The organism is Rhizobium etli 8C-3, assembly GCF_001908375.1.
Classification (GTDB): domain Bacteria; phylum Pseudomonadota; class Alphaproteobacteria; order Rhizobiales; family Rhizobiaceae; genus Rhizobium; species Rhizobium etli_B.
Map to the genome: position 1 here is coordinate 1,067,464 of NZ_CP017241.1, position 22,952 is coordinate 1,090,415.

Consider the following 22,952-nt stretch of genomic DNA (forward strand, 5'->3'; position numbering starts at 1 on the left):
GCCGAAAGGCGTTGCTTTATCGGCGCAACGCGCTATGGGTTTGCTCTGCCAAAACCGATCCGGATTCCTGCCCATGTCCAATCCCGTCACTGTCGAAGTCACGCGCGGCTCGCTCGTCGAAAGCTGTCATCGCGGCACGGTCGTTGCCGTCGACGGCGACGGCAAGGTGGTCTTCGGGCTTGGCGATATCGATGCCGGCGTTTTCCCGCGGTCCTCCTGCAAGGCAATGCAGGCGCTGCCGCTGGTCGAAAGTGGCGCGGCCGATGCCTATGGCTTCGGAAGCAAGGAACTGGCGCTCGCCTGTTCTTCACATAACGGCGAAGACGAGCATGTAGGGCTTGCCGCCTCAATGCTGGCGCGCGCTGGACGCAGCGCTGAAGCGCTCGAATGCGGTGCCCACTGGTCGTCGGACCGCAAGACTCTCATCCACCAGGCGCGCACGGTCACAGCACCGACGGCGCTGCACAACAATTGTTCCGGCAAGCATGCGGGCTTCGTCTGCGCCTGCTGCCATCGGGATATCGATCCGAAGGGTTATGCCGGCTACGACCATCCGCTGCAGCAAGAGATACGCGGTACGATGGAGAGCCTCAGCGGCGCCGTGCTTGGCCGCGACAATTGCGGCACCGACGGCTGCTCGATCCCGACCTATGCAGTCCCGCTCCGCGGCCTTGCGCATGGCTTTGCCAAGATGGCGACCGGAAATGGCCTCGAGCCGTTGCGCGCCAAAGCCGCGCGACGCCTGTTCGACGCCTGCATGGCGGAGCCCTTCTATGTCGCAGGTACGGGACGCGCCTGCACGGAGCTGATGCAGATCGCGCCGGGCAGGATTTTCGCCAAGACCGGCGCCGAAGGCGTCTTCTGCGCTGCAATTCCCGAAGAAGGGATCTCGATTGCCGTGAAGTGCGAGGACGGGACAACCCGCGCTGCCGAGGCCATGGTGGCGGCAGCACTCGCCCGGTTCTTCGAGAGGGGCAGCGAGGTTCACGCGAAGCTGATTTCGATGGCAGTCAAGCCGATGTACAATTGGAACGGCATCCATGTCGGCGACGTTCGCGTCACGGCTGCGCTCGTTGCATAGTCGTGCCGTTACGGCACAGAGCGCCTCTGATAATCAGTAATTCCTAATATACATTAAACCAAATCCTGCGGGAGGAGATGCGCGGCGGCGCAATTGTCCTACTATGGTGCGGCGTTCAACCCGTGCCACGAGGGCAGGACATGTTTGCAGGCCGCTATCTCTGGTGGATGCTGATCGCCGTCGCGATCTTCCTGTTCTTTTCCATGTGCTTCGATTACGTGACCTGGGCGATCATCGCCATGTCCGGCTGCGCCGAGATTGCCGGTTCGTGCGGACCAATCGTGCTTGCCATGTCCGGCACGATGAAGCCTTCGGGTATTGGGCTTGCGGGGGCCATCATGGTGATCTGCACATTCGCCCGTTTGCGCTACCTGTCGGTCCACTGGCTTTGGGCGCCTGTCGCGCTTGTCTGGTTTTCGACGTCGGCGGCCTTTCCGGGGATTCTCGCGGGTGGCTGGACGGGCCAGTTACGGCCGGAAATGGTGGTCGAAAGCCTGCCGGTGGCGTTCCTCTTCGTCACGGTGTTCTGCGGTTATCTCTTCATCGCCTTCGAAGAGGGGAGGATAACTCCCTTTGGCCAACGGGCCTGGCTGCGGGCCGCCATCTGGATTGCCGCAGGCTACGGCGTGCTTGCGGCGATCGCGGAAACGCCAGGCTTCGGTGCGTTTGCGGCCCGCATGTTCGGCATGCCGTGGATCGCCTTAACGATCGCGGCATTCCAGCCGCATTTGGCGGCGATCTGCGATCTCGGAACCGGCAGCATGATGCCGGCCTATGCTATGCTGGCCGTCTTCGTGGCGGCACTTTCGGCAAGCCTACTGCCGCAGGACATCGCGCGGCTCGCTGCGCCCTTCATGCTTCGAAGATCGCGGCATTGAGCGCCCGATAGGGCGCAAGCCGCTCTTTTGGCACTCCGGCCGAAACGATCAGTCCCGCAACGTCTGAAATGGCGAGCACAGGGCAAGGCGAAACGCGATCGAATTTCTCCTCGGTCAGCAGGGCATATGTTTCGGCCGCGCAACGAGCGATATGGCGCTTGATCGCCGCCTCCTCGTAGTCGCCCGTCGACAGCCCGTGCACGGGATGGGCCGCGGTGACGCCGAGAAAGAAAATATCGGGCCGAAGCTGCGAAATCGCGGCCATGGCCGCAGCGCCGGTTGCCACCATCGAGTGCTTGTAGAGCCGCCCGCCTGTGAGAATGATGTCGGCGGTCGGGTGATGTTCCAGTTCCGCTGCGATCGTCGGGCTGTGCGTTGCGATGGTAAAGGCGATGTCGCGTGGCAGACACCGGGCGATCTGCGCCGTCGTCGTCCCGCCGTCGAGAAAGATCATCTGCCCCGCTTTGACCATTTGCACCGCCCTGGCGCCGAGCCGCTGCTTGGCATCGGACGACACGCTCCTCCGCGCCGAGAAATCCGGCAGGTCGGGTGCGATCGGCATCGCGCCGCCATGCACCCGTTTCAAGAGCCCGTCGGCCGCCATCTCCCGCAGGTCGCGCCGGATCGTATCTTCCGACAGCGCCAAATCTTGGGCGACGCGCTTGGCGATGACCTGGCCGTCACGACGCAGGATGTCGAGTATCAGTGATTTGCGTTGGGTGGTCAGCATTTCTCCACACGAAAATCCACGAAACATCACGATAATGCCTGAAATGACTCGACATGCAAGCATATTTGCGCATTATCGTGAGATCCCGTGCATGAGGCCGGGAGTGATGGAGTTGACGATGTTGATCCTGATTGCAGGGCCATACAGGTCCGGAACCGGCGATGATCCGGGAAAGATGGCGGCCAACCTGAAGCGGCTGGAGGAACCTTCCTACGCGCTCTTCAGGGCGGGCCATGTGCCGATGATCGGCGAATGGGTGGCCTTGCCGGTCTGGAATGCAGCCGGCGGCAAGTCGACCGGCGATGATCTCTACGAGGAGATCTTCCACCCCGTCGCCCACCGGCTTTTGGAGCTTTGCCAGGGCGTGCTGCGGCTGCCGGGGAACTCCAAGGGAGCTGACAACGACGTCCGCATCGCGCGCGAGCGCGGCATTCCGGTCTGGTACAAGCTGGAAGATGTGCCCGGCTGCGCGAGGGCCGCATGATTGGCCGGGGCCGGCAACGGCCCCGAATTCGCCCATGGGCACGGCGCGACGGCTACGCTATATAAACCTGCCGAAAGGGAGTCTCGACCATGCTGACATTTTATTTCGCGCCAAGCACCTGTGCGCTAGCAAGTCTCATCGCGCTGGAGGAATCCGGCCTTGCCTATGAAGCAAGGATGATCAGCTTCAAGGACAACGAGCAGCGTTCGCCGGAATATCTGAAGATCAACCCGAAGGGCCGCGTCCCCGCCCTCGTCACCGATCGCGGCGTAGTCACCGAAACGCCGGCGATCCTCGCCTATATCGCGCAGACCGTCCCGGCAGCCAGGCTCGCGCCGCTCGACGACCCGTTCGAGTTCGCCCGCCTGCAGTCCTTCAACAGCTACCTCTGCTCGAGCGTGCATGTGAACCATGCACACAAGCGCCGCGGTTCCCGCTGGGCAGACGATCCCGCCGCGCACGAAGCCATGCAGGCCAAGGTTCCCCAGACCATGACGGAAAGCTTCGAACTCATCGAGGAGACGATGCTCGCCGCCCCTTGGGTCATGGGCGAGCAGTATTCAGTCGCCGATCCATACCTTTTCACGATGACCGGCTGGCTGCGCGGCGATGGCGTCGATCCGATGCGATTTGCCAAGGCGAGCGCCCACTACGCCCGCATGATGGACCGCCCTGCAGTGCAGCGGGCGCTGACGATCGAAAAGGGCTGAGGGCGCCCCTGTGCCCTCCTCATCTCGTCGGCACAGGAGATGGGAGGGCTGGTGGCATCCGGTCCATTGCCGTTGTCTGCGCGAAAGATCCAGGTTGCAATCAGGCACATTTCGTAAGCGGCCGCGTCTCGTATCGCGTTGGCTTCGGCGCTGCATAGTTTGAAGGCAGATCGGCCATTTGCCGCAGCGACATTGTGGCGATCTGCGGATGCGACAGCGGATCATCGCCCTGAGGAGATGCCGCCTCGGATGACCTATTCAAGAAAAACTTCAGCAATGACATTGCATGCCTCGCTTTCTCTGGCTCAAAAATGCACAGTGTACGGCGAAATTCCTCGCCGTTTCAGGTGCTGCGCCTCAATATCGGAGCCACGAGAAACCTTTTCAATTGAGATTATCAACGACCCGCTATAGAAAATATATATGCGCAATCTCAACTCGGTGCATTTGAATGGGCTGCGCGCGCTGGAGGCGGTCGGGCGTCTCGGTTCGCTGCAGCTTGCTGCGGAGGAACTCGGGGTCTCGATCGGTGCCGTCAGCCAGCAGGTCATCAAGACTGAAGCGCAGCTCGATCAGCTGATATTCGAGCGCACGTCGAAAGGCATGGTGGTGACGCAAGCGGGCGCGCCGGTGCTTGCGGCCCTGACGGAGGGCTTCAACCGCATGTCGCAGGCCGTCTCGATTGCGCAGCGCCGGGACGACGCCACGCTGACGATCTCCGTAGCACCCGTCTTCGCTGCCCGCTGGTTGGTGTGGCGGCTCGATCGTTTCGCCGCGCGTTTTCCGGATATCAAGCTGCGCATCGATGCAACGACTTGCCTGGTCAATCTTTCGACATCCGACGTCGATATCGGCATCCGCGTCGGTGCCGGGCAGTGGCCGGGTGTCAAGGCCGAACTGATTGTGGAGCAGGAAGTATTCCCGGTCTGCGCACCGCAGATGGCGCGCGATCTGAAGGAGCCTGCAGATATCCGGAAGCTGCCGGCCGTCATCGATGGCCGCGCCATGTTCGGCTGGGAGGTCTGGATGCAGGAGGCGGGCCTGTCGGGTTCGGCGCCGGCGACGCGCCACGTCTTCAACGACGCATCGCTCTGTCTCGATGCGGCCATCGCCGGGCAGGGCGTCATGCTCGCCTGGCAGACGCTGGCAGACTATTCGCTGCAGGCCGGCCAGCTCGCCGTCCCCTTCACCATCCGTGCCAAAACCGGCTTCGGCCACTATTTCGTGACCGCCGAAGGCGCGCGCGAGCCGAAGAAGGTGCGCGACTTCAAGGCCTGGATCCGCGAGGAGATGGCCGGAACGGTGAAGCTGTTTGCTTGACGGCGTGGCTGGCAGTGCGCTGTGCTTCACGCTGCATTGGCTTTGTATAGCTCGTGTGGCAAAGCTGTTGGTGAGAACCCCATTTGCAGAGGAGTGATCCTTCACAGTGCCCATCGGCGTTGCACACGCAGAACTGATCGCCGTCCTTGCCGCCGTAACCGACGACGACCCGCGCGTCATGACGGTCAGGAGCGGCGAAGCGTTGCCATCCGGATCCTTCGAGATGGGGCACCGCACGCTGCAGAGCGGGCTGCGGGAGTGGATTCAGGAGCAGACGGCGCATCCGGTGGGCTATCTTGAGCAGCTTTATACCTTCGCCGACCGCGACCGGCAGAATGAGATCCTCGGTGGACGGACGATCTCGATCAGCTATCTGGGGCTGGTGCGGGAGCACCCGGCGCCGGGCTGGCACAGCTGGTATGAATATTTTCCATGGGAGGATCACCGCAAAGGCAAGCCGCCGGTCTTCGACGCGCTTGTCGACGGGCTGCGGCGCTGGGAAACGACGGATGCGGCTCGCCAGCAGAACCGCAAGCGCCGGATCGCCTTTACCTTTGGCCTGGATGGCGCCGCGTGGAACGAAGATCTCGCCCTGCAACGCTACGAGCTGCTGTACGAGGCGGGTCTGGTGGCAGAGGCCGGCGCAACCGTGGCGGAAAACCCGGGCCGGCGGATGTTTGCCGATCACCGGCGGATCCTTGCGACGGGAATAGCCAGGCTTCGGGCGAAGATCAAGTATCGTCCGGTCGTCTTCGAGCTCATGGCGGAGAGCTTCACGCTGCTGCAGCTTCAGCGCAGCGTCGAAGCACTGTCGGGCCTTACTCTTCATAAACCGAATTTCCGCCGGCTGATCGATCAGCAGCAGCTGATCGAGGAAACCGGCGAAACGACCAGCGAAACCGGCGGCCGGCCCGCGAAGCTCTTCCGCTACCGGCATGCCGTTGTCGAAGAGCGGGCGCTGTCCGGCTCGAAACTTCCGCTCTCCCGCGCTTGACATAAACTCAAATTGAGAATAATCAGCTCGTCCACGAAATACTCATTTCGAGTATAAAGGAGCTCGCCGTGAATCCTCCCGTGTCCGCGTCCTCTCTCTATGATCGCGTTAGCCGCGTCATTCCCAAGGCGGAATGGCTGACCTTCCAGGACGATGTCGAGGCGATCCTCGATCTGAAGCGCCGCCGCAACGCCGTCATCCTCGCCCACAATTACCAGACGCCGGAGATCTTCCACGGCGTTGCCGATATCGTCGGCGACAGCCTGGCGCTGGCGCGCAGGGCGATTGAGGTGGATGCCGAGGTGATCGTGCTTGCCGGCGTCCACTTCATGGCCGAAACAGCCAAGCTGCTTAATCCTGGAAAGACGGTGCTCATTCCCGATATGGGCGCCGGTTGCTCGCTGGCCGATTCGATCACGCCAAAGGATGTCGCGCTTTTGCGCCAGGCCCATCCCGGCGTGCCGGTCATCACCTATGTCAATACCTCGGCGGCGGTGAAAGCCGCTTCGGATATCTGCTGCACCTCGGGCAATGCCAAGGAGGTGGTCGAATCGCTTGGTGTGCCGCGCGTGCTGATGATCCCGGACGAATATCTTGCCCGCAACGTCGCAAAGGACACCGATGTCGAGATCATCGCCTGGCATGGCCACTGCGAGGTGCATGAGCTCTTCAACGCCGATGACGTCCGTAAGCTTCGGGAAAACTATCCGGGCGTCACCGTGCTCGCCCATCCGGAATGTCCGCCCGATGTGGTCGCCGAAGCGGATTTCGCCGGCTCCACCGCCATCATGTCGGACTATGTCGGCAAGAAGCGACCGGCCCGCGTCGTGCTGCTCACCGAATGTTCGATGAGCGACAACGTCGCCGTGCACCATCCGGATGTAGAATTCATCCGGCCCTGCAATCTGTGCCCACACATGAAGCGGATCACGCTTTCGAACATTCGCACGGCGCTTCAGGAAAACCGCCACGAAGTCACCGTCGAGCCCGCCATTGCGGACGCGGCGCGGCGTGCCGTCGAAAGGATGCTGGCGATATGACCGAAATCCTCACCGATCTTGCCGGCCGCCCGGTCATTGTCGGCAGTGGCATTGCCGGGCTGATGGCGGCGCTCACACTGGCGCCGAAGCCGGTCGTCCTGGTCACGCAAGCCGCCCTGGGTGCCGGGACCTCGAGCGCCTGGGCCCAGGGCGGCATTGCCGCAAGCATCGGCGCGGATGACAGCGCAAACCTCCACCTTGCCGACACGCTTGCTGCCGGTGACGGCCTTTGTGATCGTGAGATCGCCGCAGATATCCTGCGCGAAGCGCCAGCGATGATCGGGTTGCTGGAGAAACTGGGCGTCTGCTTCGACAGGAGCGGCGAAGGTCGGCTTGCGCTCGGGCTGGAGGCCGCCCATTCCCGCCCGCGCATTGTCCATGCCAAAGGTGACGGCACCGGTGCCGCCATCATTCGCGCTCTGGTACAAGCCGTCTCGGCCACGCCGTCGATCACCGTGCTTGCCAATTTCGAGGTCCGGCGTCTGGCGCTCGCAGACGGTGCGATCGGCGGCGTCCTTTGCGCGTCCGGCGGAAGGGCCTTCATCGTGCCGACGCCGCATGTCCTCCTGGCAACCGGCGGCCTCGGCGGCCTTTACGAGGCGACGACCAATCCGGTCATCAATTTCGGCCAGGGCATTGTCCTTGCTGCAAGGGCAGGTGCCGAGCTTGCGGATATGGAATTCGTGCAATTCCACCCGACCGCACTGCGTTCGAAGCGGCGGCCGCTGGCGCTCGTCAGCGAAGCGGTGCGCGGCGAGGGCGCGTTTCTGATCAACGAGCGCGGCGAGCGCTTCATGGCGGATCAGCCTGCTCGGGAACTTGCACCGCGCGACGTGGTGGCGCGCGCAATCAGCGCCGAGATCGCCCGCGGCGGCAAGGTCTATCTCGATGCCCGCGAGGCCCTCGGCGCTCGCTTTTCAAGCCGCTTTCCGGTGATCGATACCTTGTGCCGCGGGGCCGGGGTCGATCCGGCGCGGCATCTGATCCCGGTTGAACCGGCCGTGCATTACCACATGGGCGGTGTCGCCACAGACAAGAACGGCCGCAGTTGCGTCCCCGGCCTCTGGGTCGCCGGCGAAGCGGCTTCGACTGGCCTGCACGGCGCCAACCGCCTTGCCAGCAATTCGCTGCTCGAAGCCGCAGTCATGGGCATGCGCTCTGCCCGGGATATCGCCGGCACGACCGCATGCCTGCGGCCCACAGTGATCGAACCGCTGCCGCTGCAACCCGACGCATCGCCTGTCCGGCCGATTGTCTCTGCGCATCTTAGCGTGCTGCGCAATGGCAGGTCGATCCACGGCGCGATCGGCGCGCTCCTTCCCTTCGTCGAGAAGGAGGGGCCGGCAACGGATCCGGCCACCGTCGGGCTGTTGATTGCCGTCTTTGCGGCGCTGCGGACGGAATCGCGCGGCGCCCACGCCCGAACCGATTTTCCGCTGAAGCACGTACATGCCAGGCGCCAAAGGATGAACTTATCTCAGGTTTTGAATTTTGCGCGCGCCGTCGCATCCGACCCCCTTGAAAGGAGTGCTTGACATGACGCTTGTTGGCCTGCCGCGGCTGCTGATCGAGCCGCTCGTGCGCAATGCGCTGCTGGAAGATCTCGGCCTTGCTGGCGACATCACCTCGGCGGCCGTCGTTCCGCAAGATCACCGCTCCACGGTCGTCATGGTGGCCCGCCAGCCTGGGGTGATCGCCGGGCTTTGCGCCGCTGCGCTGGCGTTTGAGCTTGTCGATCCCGCGATCATCATGACCTTTCATGTCGCGGACGGCGCGGCGGTGAAACCCGGAGACGTCATCGTCACGGTCGAAGGTCCCTCTCGCGCCATTTTGACGGGAGAGCGGACGGCGCTGAACTTTCTTGGCCATCTTTCGGGCATCGCCACGGTGACGGCCGGGATCGTGGCCGCGATCGCCGGTACGAACGCCTCGGTCGCCTGCACCCGCAAGACGACGCCGGGACTGCGCGCGCTGGAGAAATATGCCGTGCGCGCCGGCGGCGGCGTCAACCATCGCTTTGCGCTTTGCGATGCCGTGCTGATCAAGGACAATCATGTCGCCATTGCCGGCGGCGTCGCCGAAGCCATTTGCCGGGCCAAGGCCGGTGCCGGCCATATGGTGAAGATCGAAGTGGAGGTCGATACGCTCGATCAGTTGCGCGAAGCGATGGAGACCGGCGTCGATGCCGTCCTGCTCGACAACATGACCCCGGACCAGCTTCGCCGGGCAGTCAAAATCGTCGCCGGACGCGCGATCACCGAAGCTTCCGGGCGGGTGACGCCGCAGACCGCAGGTGCGATTGCCGCTTCCGGCGTCGATCTGATCTCGGTCGGCTGGCTGACGCACAGCGCCCCGACGCTGGACATCGGGCTCGACTGGAAATCCAGCCAATCGGCAGGACGATAACGGCTTTGGGTCAGACCGGCTCTTTCGAGCGTGTCGCCTGCATGGCGAGATAGGCGGGGCGGGATTGGCAGCGCTTCAGCCAGGCGCTGACCTTCGGATGAGCGTCGAACAGCGCCTGTTCCGTTTGGCCATAGCGCAGCACTTCCGCAACGTTGAGATCGGCAACGGTGAAGCGGTCGCCGACGATCCATTGATTGTTGGTGAGGTGTTTTTCCAGCACGGCGAGCGGACGCTTCATCGAGCGGCAGGCGACGTCGATTGCTGCCTTTCCGGCCTCGGTGTTTTCGTGCTCGTTGTCATAGGTCACGACGATCCTTACCGTATGCGGCTCGAGTTCTGCCAGCGCCCAGACGGTCCACATCGTCAGCAAACCGTCTTCCTCGACGGTTTTGCCGGAAATCGGCCCGCCGTGCTTGCGCACAAGATAGAGATTGATCGCCAGCGACTCGTGCATCACCAGCTCGCCGTCCTTGATCGAAGGAATCTGCGCCATCGGATTGATGGCGATGAACTCGGGCGAGAGCGTATTGATCGGTGCATCTGGCGCCAGCGGATTGTCAAGCCGCTTCGCCTGGATCACCGGAACCGAGGTGAAGGCGATGTTGAGTTCCTCGGCCGTCCAGTAGACGCGCGCGGCGCGCGAACGGTAAACGCCGTAGATTGTCAGCATGCTTTTGTCCCCCTTGAACGTTGCGCGCAAAGTAGAGCGCGGCCGTGCGAAGCGAAAGCGTCTGGTCCTGATGGATCAATGAAAGCTTTTGATGTGTCTCAGCTGCTGCGGTTCCGCTCGATGGTCAGATGCGGGTATTGTTCGCTGCCTGCTTGCGTAAGGTCGCCGGAGACCTTTTTCTCCCATTCGAAGCCCAAGACTGCCCCCTCGGTGATTTCCTGGAAGACGTTGTCGGTGATCACCGCCGTGCCTGAGCCTTGTGCCACCGAAACCGCACAGCCGACGGGGGCCTTGCGCAGGACATTTCCGGTAACAACGAGATTGCGCAGATAAGGCCCCCAGCCGAGCTGCATCGCAAAGAGCGGGGCGTCTTCGACGACATTGCCCGAGATGGTCGTGTCGGCTTCGGCGGCAATTCCGATGCCGAAGCCGACCTCGGGTTCGTAGGGGCCGTCGCGCCTCAGGTTCCGCACGATGTTGCCGATGATGGTGGCCAGCCTTCCGCCTTCGTTGAAATTGGCGATCGATATGCCGTTTGCAGCACCATCGACGAGATTGCCGGACAAGACGGCACCTTGAAAATCGAATTCGGCATAGATCGCCGTCTCGCCGGAGCGCAGGCATTGATTGCCGGTGATCTGGACGTTGTCGCCGGAATTGGCTCGCACGGCGCTAAACGCGCAATCGGCGATCTGGTTATCTGCCACCATCACGCCGCCGGCGCGAAAGACATTGATGCCGTTGCCGTTCTGCCCCGTACCGCCGTCATTGGCCCTGATGCGTCTTACGCGGTTGCCGGTAATGGCGGTGCCATCCTCGCCCTTTTCCCAGCGGTGCACGAGAATGCCGCCGTTGCCGCAATCGGCAACCGTATTTCCGGTGATCGCAATGCCGGTGGAATCGACTGCGAAGATGCCGGCCTGCGCCGCCCCCGAAATACGGCTGCGTTCGATCCGGCCGCCGCAGCGCTCAAGGCGCAGTCCATGCTTGCCGGATTGCCTGATTTCGCAGTTGTCGATCTGCACGTTGGCAATGCCGGTCAACTGTAACAGGCCGCTGTTGACCTCGCCGCTCATCCCGCCGCTACCCTCGATGACGATACCGGAAAGCTCGATCCGCCGGGCGCCTTTCGCTGAATTGACGCTGCCTCGATGAAGAATGCGCGATGCACCCGAAACGCCGAAAATGCGGGCATTGTCCGGAAGCACGAGGTTTGAAGCTTCATAGGTCCCGGCCGGAAGATAAAGCGGCATGTCGTTGCGTGCCGCCTCGTCGATCAGAGCCTGCAGGTTGCTGTTTGCCGCGCCCGATGCATCCAGCGCCCAGCCGGATGCGGACCGTTTTGAGCTAGCGAAGGCAAGACCGGCCATCGGCAGGACCAAAGCTGCACCGGCAAGGCCGAGCATATTGCGCCGCAGATACATCAAGGACCCTTTCGCCGTTCATCATCCGTGCCAGACATATATCCGTTCTGACACAGAATCCTTGCCGCGAAGTATCTTGGGGAGCCTAATTTCCGCTGAGCTTGCCGATCGCCTCGATTTCGTTCGTCCAGATGCCACCGGAATAGTCGACGGGCAGCTTTGCCAGCAGTTCGGGCGTATCGATCCCCGTCGAAAAATCGCCGCCGCGATAGGGGCCGAGCGCAAAGACCACGCTGTTTCCAGCCTCCATGCGGTTGAGGAAACGGTCCGGCCAGCCCCAGAGCCACGGGGCGATATTGACCGGAACAAGAACCATCGTGTTCTTGCAGGCTTGCGGCAGGATGCCCGTCCAGCCGTAGCCGATATATCCGAGCAGGCAGGCTTTGAGGCTCGCGCGCGATGCCGTCTTGACGTCTGGCGCCAGGCGCTGAATGGTTTGGACGGGCTCGTTGCCGCCATAGACCATGATCAGTTCAAGGCGCGCGGCAGAAAGAGCGTTGAGGACGGCAGCCAGTTTCTCGCCTTCGGAGGGATCCCGGCTTTTGACATTGATCAGCAGCCGCCTGTCCGGAAACGTCTGAAGCACCTCGTCAAGCGTCGGCATCTGGCCAATGCCGGTCCCTCGGAAAGGAAAGGTCTTGCCGCCGTCGGCCGTGTAGCCATAGCCGATATCGAGCGCCTTCATTTGCGCCATCGAGTGCGCGCGGGTGAGGCCGTGCCCGTTCGTGCGGCAGTCGAGCGTCCAGTCGTGGAAGATCGCGAACTGCCCATCCGTCGTCGGATGGACATCGACCTCGACGATATCCGCACCCGCATCGAAGCCCGCGCGAATCGAGCGAATGGTGTTTTCCAGATAGTCGTGCTTCGGCGGCAGCATGCGCGCTGCCGTGCAAGTGTCGTTCGTCAAATCCCGCTCGTCGAAACGCTGGGCGATCCCGCGATGTGCCAAAAGCACGGGCATGCCTTGCCGGTGCGATGCCAAAAGACTGGTATTGTTCAGATATACGGCTGCGGCGAAGACGGCGATTGCCATAATGCTATAACGAATTTTCCTTCTCAAATCGGTTGCCTCCAAACGAATCTGGCCAATCGCAAAGGCGAGATATGGGTCGATCTGCGGCAGCAGGCAGCAGGCAGACGGAATTGCAGGAAGCTACTGGCTCTCGGCCCATTTCCCGCTATCTTCTCGCTGATGATGCGACCCGATGCTCTTCTTTTTCCGGCTCCTGAAGGGCTATATTGCCCGCAGGGCGGATTCTATGTCGATCCGGTGCGGCCGGTGGAGCAGGCGCTCGTTACGCATGGCCATTCCGATCATGCCCGCCCTGGCCACCGGCATGTTCTTGCGACGCGCCAGACGCTTGACATCATGCGCCTGCGCTGCGGTGAGGGGTTCTGTGCCAGCGAGCAGGCCGTCGAATACGGCGAAAAGCTGGAATTGAACGGCGTCAAGGTAAGCTTTTATCCGGCAGGCCACGTCCTCGGCTCTGCTCAGATCGCGATTGAGAAGAACGGCACCCGCATCGTCGTTTCCGGCGACTACAAGCGCCGTGCGGACCCGACCTGTGCGGCCTATGTGCCGGTGCCGTGCGACGTCTTCATCACCGAAGCGACCTTCGGGCTGCCGGTGTTCCATCATCCCGATCCGATGGAGGAGATCGGCAAGGTGCTTGGCTCGCTCCGGCAGTTTCCGGAGCGCACGCATCTGATCGGCGCCTATGCGCTCGGCAAGGCCCAGCGCGTCATCCGTCTGCTGCGCGATGCCGGTTTCGACGAGCCGATCTATATCCACGGTGCCATGGAGCGGCTTTGCGAATATTATGCCGGGCAGGGCATCGACCTCGGCGACCTGCGGCCGGCGACCGTTGAAGGCCGCGACAAATCCGCCTTCAGGGGCGCCGTTGTCGTCGGTCCGTCCTCGGCCTTCGCCGATCGCTGGGCGCGCCGCTTCAACGAGCCGCTTCCCGCCTTCGCATCCGGCTGGATGATGGTGCGCCAGCGCGCCAAGCAGCAGGGTGTCGAACTGCCGCTCGTCATCTCCGACCATTGCGACTGGCCGGAACTTGCCGACACGATTAACGAACTCAGCCCCGCCGAAGTCTGGGTCACCCACGGCCGCGAGGAAGCGCTGGTCCGCTGGTGCGAGCTGCACGGCATCAAGGCGAGGCCGCTGCATCTGGTAGGCTATGAGGACGAGGGAGATTGACGCAGATGTGTGGGACCGGCTCCCTTTCGCCCCAATACAGCGTTGCTTCATGCTGCGTCGATGCGAGATGGACGCGGTGGGCACGGCGTGTGAGACCCTCGTGCGTGCGGGGAGCGGTTGGGAAGGGACCTTCAGAAGAAATGGCTTTTCCACCGGTTGGAGCGGTCGCATGAAACCCTTTGCCGATCTCCTCGACCGTCTTGTCCTGACGCCCAGCCGCAAGGGCAAGCTGAAGCTCCTGACCGACTATTTCCGCGACACACCCGACCCGGACCGCGGTTATGGGCTTGCAGCGATCGCCGGGACGCTCGAAGTGCGCAACGTCAAGCCTGCCATGCTGCGCGATCTGACGCTTGAGCGGATGGACGAGGTGTTGTTCCGCTACTCCTACGACTATGTCGGAGACCTTGCCGAAACGATCTCACTCGTCTGGGACAACGAAAAGGACGTCGATCGCTCCGCCTTTGTCCAGCCGCGCCTCGGCGAGGTCCTCACCCGCATGAATTCGCTCGGCCGCACCGAAGTCCGCAGTTTCGTCCGCGATACGCTCAACCGGCTGGATCCGTCTGGCCGCTTCGCCTTCATCAAGCTCGCCACCGGCGCCATGCGCATCGGCGTCTCGGCGCGGCTTGCCAAACAGGCACTGGCCGATCTCGGCGGTAAGGACATAATCGAGATCGAAACGCTATGGCACGGTCTGGAGCCGCCCTATGAATCGCTCTTCGAATGGCTGGAGGGCAGGGGCGGCAAGCCGGTGCTCGCGACGCCCGCGATCTTCCATTCCGTCATGCTCGCCCATCCGGTGGAGGACAACGATCTCAGCGGCCTCGACCCGGCCGATTATGCGGCGGAATGGAAGTGGGACGGTATCCGTGTCCAGCTTTCGCGCTCCGGCGAAACGCGCAAGATCTATTCGCGCTCCGGCGACGACATCTCCGGTGCCTTCCCGGATATTGTGGACTCCATCAGCTTCAACGGCGTACTCGACGGCGAACTGCTCGTCGGCGGGACCGCACGCTCGAACAGCCCGACGAGAACCTTTTCCGACCTTCAGCAGCGCTTGAACCGCAAGACGGTGACGGCGAAGATGCTCGACGAATACCCGGCCTTCATCCGGGCCTACGACTTGCTGTTCGACGGCCAAGAGGATGTGCGCGGCAACAGCTTCATCGACCGGCGCGACCGGCTCTCGGAGATCATCGAGCAGGCGCCGCACGATCGGTTCGACCTTTCGCCGCTCGTCGCCTTTTCGACATGGGATGAATTGGACAAGCTGCGTACTTCGCCGCCGGATCCCGTGATCGAGGGCGTGATGATCAAACGCCGGGACAGCATCTATCAGGCGGGCCGCATGAAGGGCCCGTGGTTCAAGTGGAAGCGCAATCCTTACAACGTCGACGCCGTCTTGATGTATGCCCAGCGTGGCCATGGCAAGCGCTCGAGCTACTATTCCGACTTCACCTTCGGTGTCTGGACCGAGACGCCGGACGGCGAACAGCTGGTGCCAGTCGGCAAGGCCTATTTCGGCTTCACCGATCAGGAGCTGGAACTGCTCGATAAATTCGTCCGCAACAACACCGTCGAGCGTTTCGGTCCGGTTCGGGCCGTGCGCGCAGATCGGGAGTTCGGCTTCGTCGTCGAGGTCGCCTTCGAAGGCATCAACCGCTCGACGCGGCACAAGTCCGGTGTGGCGATGCGCTTTCCGCGCATCTCGAGGCTGCGGCCGGACAAGCCTTCCTACGAGGCAGACCGCCTTGAAACGCTGGTCGCGATGATCGACGAAAGCCGTGGTACTGGCCCGCCTGCGCGACAATGACGCAGGGGCGGATTTCAACGCAATGTGTATTGGCCCGAATGCGGTTCTGGTGCAGATATTTGGGTGCCCGGGGGCTATCGGGTGCTGTGTCATGTCCTTTGACGACGATCGAAATGCCTCTTTCCGCCAACGCCGCGCGATCATCGCCGGTATGGCGGGTGCCCTCATGCTTCCCCGCGCCGCCTCTGCCTTCAATGTTCCGGATCAGCCACGCCTGATCACCCACGACTATGCCAAGGTCCGCCGCCGTTTCCGCACGAAGCTGCTGCAGAAGGGTCCTGCGCCGGACAAGTACGAGGCATTGGGCGCGCCGCCGGATGGCGAACAGATATTCTACCGCTCAGGCGCCGGCGGCGAGCTCGAACTGGCGGCCTGGGTCAGCAAATACAAGCGCGGGCACCATGCAAGGCCCGGTGTGCTTTTCCTTCACGGCGGCAATGCCATGGGCGTTGGCCAGTGGCAGCTCCTGAAACCCTATTGCGAGGCCGGTTTCGTCGTGCTGATGCCGTCTGTGCGCGGTGAAAATGGCCAGATGGGCAATTTTTCCGGCTTCTACGACGAGGTGGACGATGTTCTTGCCGCAGCCGAGCGACTGGCGCATCTGCCGGGTGTCGATGCGAACCGGCTGTTTGTGGCAGGCCACAGCATCGGCGGCACGCTGACCATGCTTGCCGCCATGAGCACGCACCGTTTCCGCGCCGCCGCCCCGATTTCCGGCAATCCGGACGCCTTCCGATTCTTCAATCGCTACCCGCAGGACATCCGCTTCGACGACGGCAACAAGCACGAATTCGAGGTTCGCTCGGCACTTTGCTACGCACAAAGCTTCAAGTGCCCCGTCCACCTCGTGCACGGCACGCAAGAGGATCAATTCAACGACCGTGCCGTCCTGCTCGCTGCCCGCGCCCGTGCGGCCGGTATCCGCATCGAAACCGACAGGGTGGCCGGCAACCACACATCCGCGCTGCCGGCCGAAATCGATCAAAGCATCCGCTTTTTCCGCAGTGTGGCCGCTTGAACGCGTCTTCAATTTTCGCCGCGACGGTCTATATTGGACGGATGATGGCGCAAATGACAGACGAGATCATTCCGAACGACTTCCCGGTGCTGAAATCGCTCCTGATGGATCGCGATCCTCTATGCGCAATTTCCGCAAAGGAAGCCTTCGCCCTTTATGAGCGCAACTGGCGCTTTGTCGATGTTCGCAAGCTCACCGAACATGAAGCGCAGCTTGTGCGTGAATTGGCGACCGTCTACGGCCACGGCGTTGTGCTCGTCTGATGTAGAGTCGCGCGAAGCCTGGCAGTCTTTGGTGCTGACGCCAGCTTCACGCCAGCCGCAAATGCCATTCTTCCGCCAGATATCGCTCTGCTGACAATGGATGAAGGGTGGGTTTATGGATTCTTCGCGCCGGGTGTTTGTCTTTGCCGGCCTTGCCGTGGCGGCTCTGGGTCTCGGCGGCTGCAACATCCTTGTTCCGGATACGGCTGCGACCGATCCGGCCCGCTTCGTGCAGGAGACTTCGCCGGTTTTCTATGAGCCGCCGGGTGTTGACCCGCGCAAGGTGAGGGCGATTTCCGATCCGCCGGTGCCGCAGGTGCGCGATCTCTACTCGACGCAATTCAACCAGACCTACGGCCTGCCGGTCACCAGTCCGGTGAACGCTGCCCTTTACGGCGAGCTTCGCGATGGCGATTTCCTTTTGCCGGCCATTCCGGTGAGCCGCCTTAGTCCCGAGCATCTCCGGCAGGAGGTCGACTACCCGACGCAGGAAAAGCCCGGCACCGTCATCGTCGATACGCGCGCGCGCCACCTCTATCTCGTCGAGCCGAACGGCAAGGCGATCCGCTATGGCGTCGGCATCGGCCGCGAGGGCTTTGCCTGGTCGGGCCGCGGCGTCATCCAGTGGAAGCAGAAATGGCCGCGCTGGACGCCGCCTGCCGAGATGGTCTCGCGCCAACCGGATATCCGCCCCTTCTCGGCCGAAAACGGCGGTATGAATCCGGGTCTCGGAAACCCGCTCGGCGCCCGCGCCATGTACATCTTCAACGATGGCAAGGATACGCTCTATCGCGTGCACGGCACGCCGGATTGGCAATCGATCGGCAAGGCGACCTCGTCGGGCTGCGTGCGCATGCTCAACCAGGACGTCGTCGACCTTTACGAGCGCGTTCCATCCAAGGCCGAGATCGTTGTGATGTAGCGGCGCAACAGGGCGAACGATATCGTCTGCCCGCACGGGGACACGACTTCGTGAGGGTATGGTTTATTTGGCGGCGGCAGATAGATTTCCGAGTCGTCACCTGGCATTGAATGAACCAACCGGGGTGGGTGCCGCATCCCGGCTCTCCCCGCGACAGAAGGAAATCCGTCCCGCGCATGAGTCTCGAAAAATCTCTCTCCCGCCGCAACTTTCTCTCCTTTTCGGCTTTGACGGCGGCCTCCGCGCTCGCCGGCTGCGCTTCCACTTCGGCACCGAGCGTACAACCCGTCGGTTTCCGTTTCCCACGCCCTTTCGAGACGACGCCCGCTCCTACGGATGCCGAGCTTGACGTGATTTACGGCCCCATCGAGGACGGAGGCTTCCTGATCCCCGCCGTCCCTTACCAGCAGATCGATCCGCGCTACTATCGCCAGCAGGTCATCGATCCGACAGGCGAGCGTCCAGGCACGATCGTCGTCGATACGCCGTCGCGCTTCCTCTATCTCGTCCAGCCGGGCGGGACAGCCATGCGCTACGGCGTCGGCATCGGACGCGAAGGCTTTGCCTGGTCCGGCAACGGCGTCATTCAATGGAAGCAGAAGTGGCCGCGCTGGAAGCCGCCGAATGAGATGGTTGCCCGGCAGCCAGAACTTGCAAAATACTCGATCGAACGCGGCGGCATGGAGCCTGGCCTCCTGAACCCGCTCGGCGCCCGCGCGCTCTATATCTTCTCGAATGGCGAAGATACGCTCTACCGCCTGCACGGCAATCCCGAATGGCGCTCGATCGGCAAGGCTGTCTCGTCCGGCTGCGTGCGCCTGCTCAACCAGGATATCATCGATCTTTACGACCGCGTACCGAACAAGACGCCGATCGTCGTCTGGCAGTGATGAATGGACATGACTTCCTTCCGCTCCGGAAGGAAGTCTTTTGACCGGTCTCAGCCGCCCGCCGGCAGATGGCCGGCAGCCAGTCCTGCACTGTTGTAGGAGGGGCGGGGTGTCGGCAGTGCGATTGGTGAACCTTCCGGCGGCATGACCGTGCCTGGAGCCGTCGATGCCGGTGGAACGGCCGGAATGGCGGAAGTCGTGGTGGCATCCGGTATCGAGGCCAGGTCGGGCATGGCCCTCGGGATTGGCCCCTTCTCCGGCAGCAACACTTCGATTTGCGCGGAGGTCGCGAACGGCTGCACGCCTGCGAACTGGACCGGGCCTGACAGCCGCGGGTCGGAAACGTAGTTCATTGCCACTTCATAGGCCGGCAGCGGTGCCGGCGTTTGCAGTGTTCCGTCCCTGCCGCGCTTTTCATAAAAGACGTTGCCGCCGGCTTCGACGACATAATGCATGTTGCGATAGGGGAATTTCAGGCCGTCGGTGTGGAAGAACATGGCGTTCTGCACGCCGGGATGCCGTTCCCCGCGCAAGATCCCGTCCACGGCAGAATCGAGTTCCGGTCCGGCCATCGGATCGACGACCCTGGTCATGACGCCGGGCGCGAACTGCTTTTCCTGCGCTACGACCTCGCAAATCGTGTCGGGATAGGCGGGCGAGGTGAGCCGGTTCATCACGACTGTTCCGACCGCGACATAGCCATCGCGATCGGCGTGTTCGGATTCGAAATACATGGCGCGCTTCAGACAATCGCGGTCCCGTGCCGTGTAATTATAAGTCACTTTGGCTGATGCTGGTTTGGCGGTGGAAGAAGGACGTGCAGTCGGCGGTGGCGCCTTGGCGGCCGTCGTGCACCCTGTTGCAGCCAGTCCGGCGAAGAGAATCCCGGAGATGGTTTTGCCCAATTCGTATCGCGCCCTCAACGGCCGGTGCCTCCTATTTGTTATAGTCCAGCCCAAATCACGTCGCGGAAACGTTTTAACTCACGTTCGTAAATAATCCAAACACATTTCGTGATTCACCGGAAAACCATTATGATTCAAAGGGAAGAGGCGCGCGAAAGCGGATATTTCGCTAGGCGGCCGCGCTGGAAATGCCCATCCGGCAGCCCGATGCTTGAAGTGCGGCGCTGGCAACATCGATGAAGAGCCGGCGCAACCAGACGGAACGTCCGTCCGCCCGGTCGACGCGGCGGTAGAGCATCGTGACCGGTTCGGCAGGCAGCGGGATCGGCGGCACTGAAACCGTCAGTCCATGCAATTGCGCCATGCAGCGGGCGATCGATTCCGGGATCGTCGCGATCACCGGCATGGCCCGCAGCGCCGTCGGCAGGGCGGAAAAGCGGGGCACCGTGGCCACCACCTGCCTGCTGTGCCCCAATCGGGCAAGGGCGATATCGACATTGGTCGAGCCGTTGCTGCCTTCGAACGAGACGCCGACATGGTCTGCCCTGGTGAAGTCCTCGAGGGTCAGCGGGGTCTTCAGCCTGAGCTGCTTCGGATCGAAGATCGAGATCGAACACTGGTCGAAGAGCGGATGGCGGACATGCCAGGAGGCGGGCTCGTCGTGGATCGAGACGCTGAAATCATAGGCGCCCTCGTCGAGCAGGCGTGCGGCGTCGCGTTTGTGGAAAGCCACACCGACCAGCCGGGCGCCCGGCGCCAGTTCCCGCAGGCGCGCCGCAAGCGGGCCGAAGAAGGCTGATTCGAGATTGTCGCACAGGCCGATGCGGAATTCGCCTTTCCAGCTGGCGGGGTCAAAGGCAGCGGGCGGGCGGATGGCCCGCTCGATGCCGGAAAGCGCATCCTCGATTGCCGGTGCGATGGCAAGCGCGCGCGGCGTCGGCTGCAGGCCGCGTCCTACGCGGACGAACAATTCGTCGTCCAGCGCTTCTCGCAGCCGCCGCAGCGCTGCCGAAAGCCCCGGCTGGCCAAGCAGTAGCCGCTCGGCCGCGCGGCTGACATTGCGTTCCTGCATCAGCACCGAAAAGGCCAGCAGGAGGTTCAGGTCGATTTTCCGAAGGATCGCGTCATTTATCATTTCCAGTAATACCTGGCATGGTTACTATCAATTTGCAATAGGATTGGAGATGATCATTTTCTCGTTCCTCTGCCGCTTCCTTCCAACTGCGCGGCACCAACAAGGAACGATCTCGATGACTTTCACAAAATCTCGAAGTGGGCCGAGGCTGGCATTGCTATTGCTCTGCGCCGCCAATTTCCTGGACGCCATGGACGTTTCGACCATCGGCGTTGCGCTTCCTGCCATTCAGATCGAACTCGGCATGCAGGCAACCTCGCTGCAATGGGCCGTCAGCGCCTATGTCCTCGGCTATGGCGGCTTCCTGCTGCTCGGCGGCCGTGTTGCCGATGTTTTCGGTCACCGCCGCGTCTTTCTCTGGTCGCTTGCCGTCTTTGCGGCTGCGAGTATCGCGGGCGGCTTCGTCGACAGCGGGCCGACGCTGATTGCCGCCCGCCTGATCAAGGGCATCGCCGCGGCCTTTACTGCACCGGCCGCTTTGGCGCTACTGCTTTCCGTCTTCGGGGAGGGCAGCGCCCGCGCAAAGGCGCTTGGGATCTTCTCCTCCACTGGCGCGGCCGGGTTCGTGCTTGGCATGGTGCTCGGCGGTGCGGCCACGATTTTCAGCTGGCGGGCGACGCTCGTCATGGGCGCTCCTGTGGCGATTCTCACGCTGGCGATCGCGCCATTCGTCCTGCCCGCAGACGAGCGCCGGGGAGCTGACCGTCCGCGTTTCGACTGGGCAGGCGCCTTGACCATCACCCCCGGCCTGCTGCTCTTCGTCTTCGGCATCACCAACGCCGCAGCCGACGGCTGGAGCGCCTTTCCCACCTGGGGTGCACTGACTGCGGCGGCCGCCCTGATCCTGATCTTCCTTGCCGTTGAGGCCCGGCATGCTGATCCGATGGTGCCGCTTGCGATGTTCGGCCGGGCAAGACTCAGCCATGCCAATGCCGTTGCCGCCCTCTTTCAAGGCGTCTATGTCGGCTTCCAGTTCATCGCGACGCTCTACTATCAAAACGAGCTCGGCTGGTCGGCCTTCGGCACCGGCTTCTGCTTCGCTTTAGGCGGCGTCTTCGTCATGTTCCTGGCGCCACGCTTTGCCGCGATCGCGCAAAATCGCGGCACTACAGGCCTCATGGCGGTCGGCGTGGCACTGCAGGCAGCAAGCTACATCTTCTGGGTGGCGGCTGTCGGCGACATCAATCCGGTCCTGCTCGTCGTCCTGTCGCAGGTCCCGCTCGGCCTCGGTTACGCACTGACCTATCCCTCCGTTCAGGTCGCGGCACTCGCTGATGTCGAGGAAGACAAATCCGGCCTGGCTTCCGGCATGCTCTTTGCCGCCTTCCAGATCGGCGGCGGCATCGTGCTCGCTGCCGCCTCCGCCGTCTTCGGCGCGGCGCCGTCCTTCGGCCTTGATCCCTATGTGGCAGGCGTCGCCTTCACGGCGCTGCTTGCCGTCGCGGTCGTGCTTCTCGCTGCCCTCGGTCCAAGGACGTCGCCGCTGCGCGCCGCAGCAGCCTATCAGGCGGCCGAGTAATCGGCAAAAGCCCGCGCTTGTAAAAGGCGCGGGCGATTTCTCACACGGCTGCGTTCAGGTTCGCGCGCAACTTTTGTAAAGATCCGCGGATCTGCGCCATTTCCTCGAGCGTGCAGCCGGCCGCCTGGCCGATGGCCGCCATGATCATTGCCGCCTCGCTCTTCATCGACCGGCCCTTCGGCGTCAGCGAAACGATCACCTGACGCTCGTCCCGTGCATCCCGCGTACGCTTGATGAGCCCGGTCTGCTCCAGCCGCTTGAGCAACGGTGAGAGCGTGCCCGAATCGAGGTCGAGCTGCTCGCCGATCGTCTTTACCGGAAGTTCGGCTTTTTCCCAGAGCACGAGCATCACCAGATATTGCGGATAGGTGAGGCCGACCTTGTCAAGGATCGGCTTATAGGCGCGCGTGAAGGCATGCGCCGTCGCGTAGACCGCGAAACAGAGCTGTTTCTCCAGCCGCCTCTCCTCTTGCGGGATATCCATCGTCTTTGCCATCTGCGCTTTCATGATCCTGTTCCTTTGAGGGCAATTCTCCTCTTT

The 22,952-nt window shown here is 62.6% G+C and carries 23 protein-coding genes; 16 read left to right on the top strand and 7 right to left on the bottom strand.

The window, feature by feature from the left end; translation table 11 throughout:
• Window positions 1-73 precede the first annotated feature (73 nt).
• Together AM571_RS05360 and AM571_RS05365 are read left to right on the top strand one after the other, a co-directional pair.
• A complete protein-coding gene (locus tag AM571_RS05360) occupies window positions 74-1,081 on the top strand; it encodes an asparaginase (protein ID WP_074063082.1) in 1,008 nt (335 codons plus the stop codon).
• Window positions 1,082-1,221: 140 nt separating this feature from the next.
• Complete coding sequence (locus tag AM571_RS05365) at window positions 1,222-1,959, top strand: hypothetical protein (RefSeq protein ID WP_074060519.1); 738 nt, start codon at window positions 1,222-1,224, stop codon at window positions 1,957-1,959.
• Here AM571_RS05365 and AM571_RS05370 read toward each other — a convergent pair.
• Window positions 1,934-2,689 (bottom strand): DeoR/GlpR family DNA-binding transcription regulator, encoded by a 756-nt coding sequence (locus AM571_RS05370; protein ID WP_074060520.1) that lies wholly within the window; start codon window positions 2,687-2,689, stop codon window positions 1,934-1,936. The genes AM571_RS05365 and AM571_RS05370 overlap by 26 nt on opposite strands.
• A 118-nt stretch (window positions 2,690-2,807) precedes the next feature.
• Here AM571_RS05370 and AM571_RS05375 point away from each other — a divergent pair, with 118 nt between their 5' ends.
• The 7 genes from AM571_RS05375 to nadC all read left to right on the top strand — a co-directional run bounded on the left by AM571_RS05375 (window position 2,808) and on the right by nadC (window position 9,643).
• Window positions 2,808-3,173: a DUF4406 domain-containing protein gene (locus AM571_RS05375; protein WP_074063083.1), complete on the top strand. Its 366-nt coding sequence runs from the start codon at window positions 2,808-2,810 to the stop codon at window positions 3,171-3,173.
• Window positions 3,174-3,262: 89 nt separating this feature from the next.
• Window positions 3,263-3,883, top strand: coding sequence for a glutathione S-transferase family protein (locus AM571_RS05380; protein ID WP_074060521.1), 621 nt, complete (start codon window positions 3,263-3,265; stop codon window positions 3,881-3,883).
• Between the two features lie 423 nt (window positions 3,884-4,306).
• Window positions 4,307-5,203 (top strand): LysR substrate-binding domain-containing protein, encoded by an 897-nt coding sequence (locus AM571_RS05390; protein ID WP_074060523.1) that lies wholly within the window; start codon window positions 4,307-4,309, stop codon window positions 5,201-5,203.
• 106 nt (window positions 5,204-5,309) lie between these two features.
• A complete protein-coding gene (locus AM571_RS05395) occupies window positions 5,310-6,197 on the top strand; it encodes an NUDIX hydrolase (protein ID WP_074060524.1) in 888 nt (295 codons plus the stop codon).
• 68 nt (window positions 6,198-6,265) lie between these two features.
• On the top strand, window positions 6,266-7,237 hold the full coding sequence (gene nadA / locus AM571_RS05400; RefSeq protein ID WP_074060525.1) for a quinolinate synthase NadA: 972 nt from the start codon (window positions 6,266-6,268) through the stop codon (window positions 7,235-7,237).
• On the top strand, window positions 7,234-8,772 hold the full coding sequence (locus AM571_RS05405; RefSeq protein WP_074060526.1) for an L-aspartate oxidase: 1,539 nt from the start codon (window positions 7,234-7,236) through the stop codon (window positions 8,770-8,772). The genes nadA and AM571_RS05405 overlap by 4 nt, the downstream gene beginning before the upstream one ends.
• 1 nt (window position 8,773) lies before the next feature.
• Entirely contained in the window at window positions 8,774-9,643 is an 870-nt protein-coding gene (gene nadC / locus AM571_RS05410; RefSeq protein ID WP_074060527.1) for a carboxylating nicotinate-nucleotide diphosphorylase, read from the top strand.
• A gap of 10 nt (window positions 9,644-9,653) precedes the next feature.
• Here the strand turns inward: nadC and AM571_RS05415 are convergent, their stop codons facing one another.
• The 3 genes from AM571_RS05415 to AM571_RS05425 form a co-directional block, all read right to left on the bottom strand.
• A complete protein-coding gene (locus tag AM571_RS05415; protein ID WP_074060528.1) occupies window positions 9,654-10,313 on the bottom strand; it encodes a glutathione S-transferase family protein in 660 nt (219 codons plus the stop codon).
• Window positions 10,314-10,411: 98 nt separating this feature from the next.
• Window positions 10,412-11,737, bottom strand: a complete 1,326-nt coding sequence (locus AM571_RS05420) for a TIGR03808 family TAT-translocated repetitive protein (RefSeq protein ID WP_074060529.1) — start codon at window positions 11,735-11,737, stop codon at window positions 10,412-10,414.
• Between the two features lie 85 nt (window positions 11,738-11,822).
• Window positions 11,823-12,770, bottom strand: a complete 948-nt coding sequence (locus AM571_RS05425) for a glycerophosphodiester phosphodiesterase family protein (protein ID WP_420493380.1) — start codon at window positions 12,768-12,770, stop codon at window positions 11,823-11,825.
• 162 nt (window positions 12,771-12,932) lie between these two features.
• Here AM571_RS05425 and AM571_RS05430 point away from each other — a divergent pair, with 162 nt between their 5' ends.
• From AM571_RS05430 to AM571_RS05455, 6 genes are all read left to right on the top strand, one after another.
• A complete protein-coding gene (locus tag AM571_RS05430; protein ID WP_074063085.1) occupies window positions 12,933-13,943 on the top strand; it encodes a ligase-associated DNA damage response exonuclease in 1,011 nt (336 codons plus the stop codon).
• A 169-nt stretch (window positions 13,944-14,112) separates the two neighbouring features.
• Window positions 14,113-15,759: a cisplatin damage response ATP-dependent DNA ligase gene (locus AM571_RS05435; protein WP_074060530.1), complete on the top strand. Its 1,647-nt coding sequence runs from the start codon at window positions 14,113-14,115 to the stop codon at window positions 15,757-15,759.
• A gap of 91 nt (window positions 15,760-15,850) precedes the next feature.
• The gene (locus tag AM571_RS05440; protein WP_074060531.1) at window positions 15,851-16,777 is read left to right on the top strand and encodes an alpha/beta hydrolase family protein; all 927 of its coding nucleotides are present in this window, start codon (window positions 15,851-15,853) and stop codon (window positions 16,775-16,777) included.
• A 53-nt stretch (window positions 16,778-16,830) separates the two neighbouring features.
• Entirely contained in the window at window positions 16,831-17,040 is a 210-nt protein-coding gene (locus AM571_RS05445; RefSeq protein WP_237358531.1) for a hypothetical protein, read from the top strand.
• Between the two features lie 115 nt (window positions 17,041-17,155).
• The gene (locus AM571_RS05450) at window positions 17,156-17,962 is read left to right on the top strand and encodes a L,D-transpeptidase (protein ID WP_074060532.1); all 807 of its coding nucleotides are present in this window, start codon (window positions 17,156-17,158) and stop codon (window positions 17,960-17,962) included.
• Window positions 17,963-18,138: 176 nt separating this feature from the next.
• The gene (locus AM571_RS05455) at window positions 18,139-18,852 is read left to right on the top strand and encodes a L,D-transpeptidase (protein ID WP_039844261.1); all 714 of its coding nucleotides are present in this window, start codon (window positions 18,139-18,141) and stop codon (window positions 18,850-18,852) included.
• Between the two features lie 50 nt (window positions 18,853-18,902).
• Here AM571_RS05455 and AM571_RS05460 read toward each other — a convergent pair whose 3' ends face one another.
• On the bottom strand, window positions 18,903-19,775 hold the full coding sequence (locus AM571_RS05460; protein ID WP_074060533.1) for a cell wall hydrolase: 873 nt from the start codon (window positions 19,773-19,775) through the stop codon (window positions 18,903-18,905).
• A 151-nt stretch (window positions 19,776-19,926) separates the two neighbouring features.
• The gene (locus tag AM571_RS05465) at window positions 19,927-20,892 is read right to left on the bottom strand and encodes a LysR family transcriptional regulator (RefSeq protein WP_074060534.1); all 966 of its coding nucleotides are present in this window, start codon (window positions 20,890-20,892) and stop codon (window positions 19,927-19,929) included.
• Window positions 20,893-21,007: 115 nt separating this feature from the next.
• On the opposite strand from AM571_RS05465, the gene AM571_RS05470 reads away from it, so the two are divergent.
• The gene (locus tag AM571_RS05470; RefSeq protein WP_074063087.1) at window positions 21,008-22,411 is read left to right on the top strand and encodes an MFS transporter; all 1,404 of its coding nucleotides are present in this window, start codon (window positions 21,008-21,010) and stop codon (window positions 22,409-22,411) included.
• Between the two features lie 40 nt (window positions 22,412-22,451).
• Here the strand turns inward: AM571_RS05470 and AM571_RS05475 are convergent, their stop codons facing one another.
• Entirely contained in the window at window positions 22,452-22,919 is a 468-nt protein-coding gene (locus AM571_RS05475) for a MarR family winged helix-turn-helix transcriptional regulator (RefSeq protein WP_074060535.1), read from the bottom strand.
• Window positions 22,920-22,952 lie beyond the last annotated feature (33 nt).